Annotated in this window: 4 protein-coding genes; 2 read left to right on the top strand and 2 right to left on the bottom strand. The window is 49.3% G+C overall.

Annotated elements, in window-relative coordinates; all coding sequences use genetic code 11:
• Together ACQUTP_RS25610 and ACQUTP_RS25605 are read left to right on the top strand one after the other, a co-directional pair.
• On the top strand, positions 1-1,648 hold a 1,648-nt coding region (locus ACQUTP_RS25610), incomplete at its 5' end, for a hypothetical protein (protein ID WP_428902482.1).
• A gap of 14 nt (positions 1,649-1,662) precedes the next feature.
• Positions 1,663-1,929 (top strand): hypothetical protein, encoded by a 267-nt coding sequence (locus tag ACQUTP_RS25605; RefSeq protein WP_065804472.1) that lies wholly within the window; start codon positions 1,663-1,665, stop codon positions 1,927-1,929.
• Positions 1,930-1,961: 32 nt separating this feature from the next.
• On the opposite strand, the gene ACQUTP_RS25600 is transcribed toward ACQUTP_RS25605, so the two are convergent.
• Entirely contained in the window at positions 1,962-2,213 is a 252-nt protein-coding gene (locus ACQUTP_RS25600; protein ID WP_203701040.1) for a hypothetical protein, read from the bottom strand.
• Between the two features lie 9 nt (positions 2,214-2,222).
• On the bottom strand, positions 2,223-4,239 hold a 2,017-nt coding region (locus tag ACQUTP_RS25595; protein WP_428902481.1), incomplete at its 5' end, for a hypothetical protein.

Raw genomic sequence — 4,239 nt, 5'->3', positions numbered from 1 at the left:
AAACCTGGGTTCAAGCGAACCTGGGTTTGGAGCGGATATGTCTATGACGACAATTGGTAAAACAGTCGGAGATATCGTCAGGTCGCCATACATTATTACCGGGCATGCCAGCATTAAGGCTCCTTACTTCAATGCTCCACGCGATGGTGCTGAAGACCCGGAGGCCGCTGCAGCAAACGTTGCTGCAATTAACAGGATGTTGAATTCTGGCGCCAAAACCGTCGAGCTGGATGATAAAGCCAGGCAGGTTAATTCTCCGCTCATTTATCAGGGAAGCGTCGGTATTTATGGCTCAGGCAGGGAGACCACTTCCCTGATTTGGACGGGGGGTGATCTGCCTGCCCTCGCCCGTCCGGATTATACAAACAAAGAGGCTAAAGGGTTTCCCAATGTCAGGGTCAGACACCTGAAAATAGTGGATCAGGCACCTGTTCGAAATAGTTATTACACGATTGACCTGTTCAACGGAAACAGTAGTGGGCTTGACGATTGCTGGATCGACTGTCCCGGTCGTTACGACGCGGATAACAATCAAATTATCACCTCTGACCGCTATGGTGTTGCTCTGGGAATTGCAAGAAACAGCACGCTTAAAGGAGATAATGGCTTTGTTTTTCATGTGCGCAATTCACGAATCACTAAAGGTACATTAATGGCTAATGGCACCGATGGATATATTTCAGGCTGTGAGCTATGGGGGGACTTCAGGAATCGTGCTGTAGAGATTAGCGGCGGATGCACTATTGATGGTGGGACACAAATTGTGCCTGGACATGAGGCAGGGATATTTTTATTTAATGATAAAGGCTATGACATCGATACGCTAAAAATCATAGGCGTGTACTTTGACGGCTCCACCAATGTGGATTTATTCACCGGATGGGGGATTCTGTCAGCTGCAGGAATTGGCCTGGTCAATGCTAAAATAGTCGGCTGCGATTTCTGGCACATGAATAAAGGCGGTATTTACACGGCTAAACTATATTCCTCCACCATCGAATCAAACAACTTTACGGACTGTGATTCTGACGATACCGGGGAAGATGATATTTACTGTGATGATGTCTATGGCTCTTCAATAGTTAATGTCCACGCCCGCGGCCCTGCTCCAAAACACAACAATGCCAGCCGGGTGAATCTCGGCAGGAACTATTCCATTACGGCGAAAGCGGGATACCCACTAAGCGTGCTGGGTGGGCAGGTGAGCTTCAGTACAACCTATGCCCGCAGCCGTGTGACAAACCCGACTTATGCGCGACAGGCCGGCGGAGCATTCGCCTCATCCTTTCCGTATGGTGCACTTCCTGATGCAGCTGCACGCTACGGTGAGTTTATTGTGGTCAACGGGAAACCGTATGCATCGGATGGTGCATCGTGGCGTGATATGTCGGGCGATACACTCGCTATGGAAACGGCGACTGACCTGCATGCACTGACAGTCAGCCAGCGATACTACACATCCGATATTACGATGCATAGCAATATACCCGCAGGCCTGAATGGTGCGGCGCAGATTGAGGTCGGATACATATCTGCAGGGTACAGGGTCATTACGGTAATTTCCCTGAAAGCCTCAGGCGGTATTTATAAACAGCTCTTAACCGGGGGAACAACACCAACATGGGGCTTATGGTTAAAAATTGCATAAAGGGAGAGTGATTAATGAGTTTTACCGTCTCTAAAAAAATACGTAAATGCGGCTACTACCCTGATTTAGGTATTCAGGAGCCAGCAGAGGACATTACTGTCGATGTGACGTACGAAGTGACCGGGATAAAAAGTGTTTACGGACAACTGGGTATTGCCACCTACAGTATGTCCACTCCAGAGTGTTCCGTAGCGGGTGAAAGGGATTTCGAATTTGAGTGGTCAGGTTCCGGTAATCCACTGGAGGCCGCAGAGTTGGCCCTTGAGAAGGCGTTGCAGTAACGAAAATATCCCGCCAGTTACGGCGGGATTACTCATGCTTCAACAGCATCGTTAAACTGGCTGAGCGATTTAATATAATTGTATGCCTGTGCGAAAGGGTCCGCTCCCGTCAGGTCATACGGGCAACTGTACGTTTCCGAGTTGAGCAATGGATCGCTTTCGCTGACCCGGTAAGCCAGTCCGAAATTAAGTGTTGTCTGGTCGGTGCTGATTGAGGGCATAATCACATTGAGTACACCATCAGTTACCGTCACACCGTTAAAATTGAATGTCATTTTCAACATAATAATGCCTCACACTACCGGGTTTGCACTGATAATCACGCCATCGGTGACAGACGTCGGCGCCCCATATTTTGCTCTCAGGTTACCTGTATTGTCGTACCATTCATGTCGTGCGCCTTTCACTGCGTGTTGCAGATCCCACTGCATACGCAGACCGCTGTTATGCCCCGTATTCACTGGCGTTTCGTTTCGGTAAACATTGAGATTGCCAATGACAAAATTCGTGGCTGCACCTGCGACGTACAGATTTGAGCGGAAGCGGACGACAATATCTCCACTCTCGTTGGGAATATACGGCAGAATGACTTTTTGCCAGCGGGCTACCGTATCCAGAAGAATAATCCTGCGGAAAATTACGGTAACTCCTGTGCTATCCATTACCTCCATTACCACGGAACCCACCGGATTTGATGCACTCCGGCGCACATCGAAATCAATCCAGTGTTTACGGCCTGCCACCCCGCCGCTGACGGTAGCTGTAGCTCTTCCCTGCGATGTCGTCATGGTGATTTCCGCCGCCTCAAATATCCCGCCATAGGAATTATTGAGCGATGTTCGTGTGGCGTTACTCAGACCTATGCCAGAGGTTGGGCCGGAATACAGCAGCTCAAAACCGACCTGCTGGGAGCCGACAGGGACGATTGTTGACTGCGGATGACCCACGTAATAGAGCAAAGGGTCAATCAGCCGGAAAACGTCGTTCAGGTTGGAAATCAGTTTTGGTTCGACGCCTTTCTGCAATGCAACGCAATGGGAAATATCAAAGACGTTAGACCGCGCCAGGCTGCCTATTTGCGACTGGGTAATCCCTCCGGCAAACTCTATAATGCGTGACGGCATCCCGTTGTCGTACGAATCTGAAAAATGCAGATTCCCCGTGTTGGGGGTAAACGTGCGCAGAAATGGCGCAACGTACGAGCCGTTAGTCGAGTTCACATCATTGCCATCAAACCGGGCACCGGAAAAGAATCCTGTCGAAATCACCTCATTGTGATGCCTGTCGCCGTTAAGCCCCGCTCCTGTTCCTGTGGTGTATGCATCAGCCACCAGAATATGCGTATCCGGAGAGATGAGGTTCTCCTGTCCGAACTTATTCCTGGTGAATTTTATCCCCTTCCCGGAGTTCTGCGCTGTAGCGCCTGGCTCCGCCCAGATATCGTAAGAGGCAAACCGTACAAACTCCCCGGTATCCTCATCTACAGCGCCCCGATTTCCGGTACGGTAAAAATCGTTATTATCAATCAGGTAAGGCGTTGCCGGGCCGTTGCGTTCAGCACCATTGTCACCGACTGACAGCTTTATTCCGTAACGATTATCACTGAATATTGATTCTGTAATGGACCCGCCAGCAGAGTACCCGGATACGCAGACACCTATAGTCTGTTTGTCCGTGGCTCCGTAAAACACGCATTTGTTTACGCGGAAATAGGGCATGTCTACAGAGTTGTTACTTATTCCGCATTCGTTATACCGGGACAGTCTTAGTCTCTCAAAGTCATGGGTGCTGCTTGCGTTACGGTCTTTTGATTTATATCGGACGGCACCAAGTCCGCCGTGAATCGTCATATCCTTTAACAGGCTATGGACCGGATTATTGTCAAAGTCGAAAAGATATATGCCGTCATTAGGCAACAGTATTTTAGTTGAGAGTGCGCTTTCACCTTTTACATTAAAAATAAAAGCGTTGGAGTTACCAATATTCAACCCCGGACCGTCATAGATAAATACACCATTCTCGATAGTGAGCAGAGGCCCTTTTTGCAACATAAATTTTATCGCCGCCTCATCACCCTCATATGCCCGACGCTTATACGCTATTTCCATCAGGCATTCCCACCACTCATTAAAAGCGTCAGTATCGTCGTGATCGCCATCTCCCACGCCACCAAAACACTTACGCAGTCCCGCCTCGCCATCCAGTAACATGTCACTCACGGAGCGTTTTATATATGCCGCCTCGGGTGCACGCCCTTTTTTTACGGTGAGTAAATCACCTCCCATTCCCTCTTCGCCTGAACCCAGGTTT

The sequence above is a fragment of the Klebsiella sp. 2-CIP_Kleb. genome (assembly GCF_050378715.1).
Taxonomy (GTDB): Bacteria; Pseudomonadota; Gammaproteobacteria; order Enterobacterales; family Enterobacteriaceae; genus Klebsiella; species Klebsiella quasipneumoniae.
This window is presented reverse-complemented; position numbering and strand designations above follow the sequence as displayed.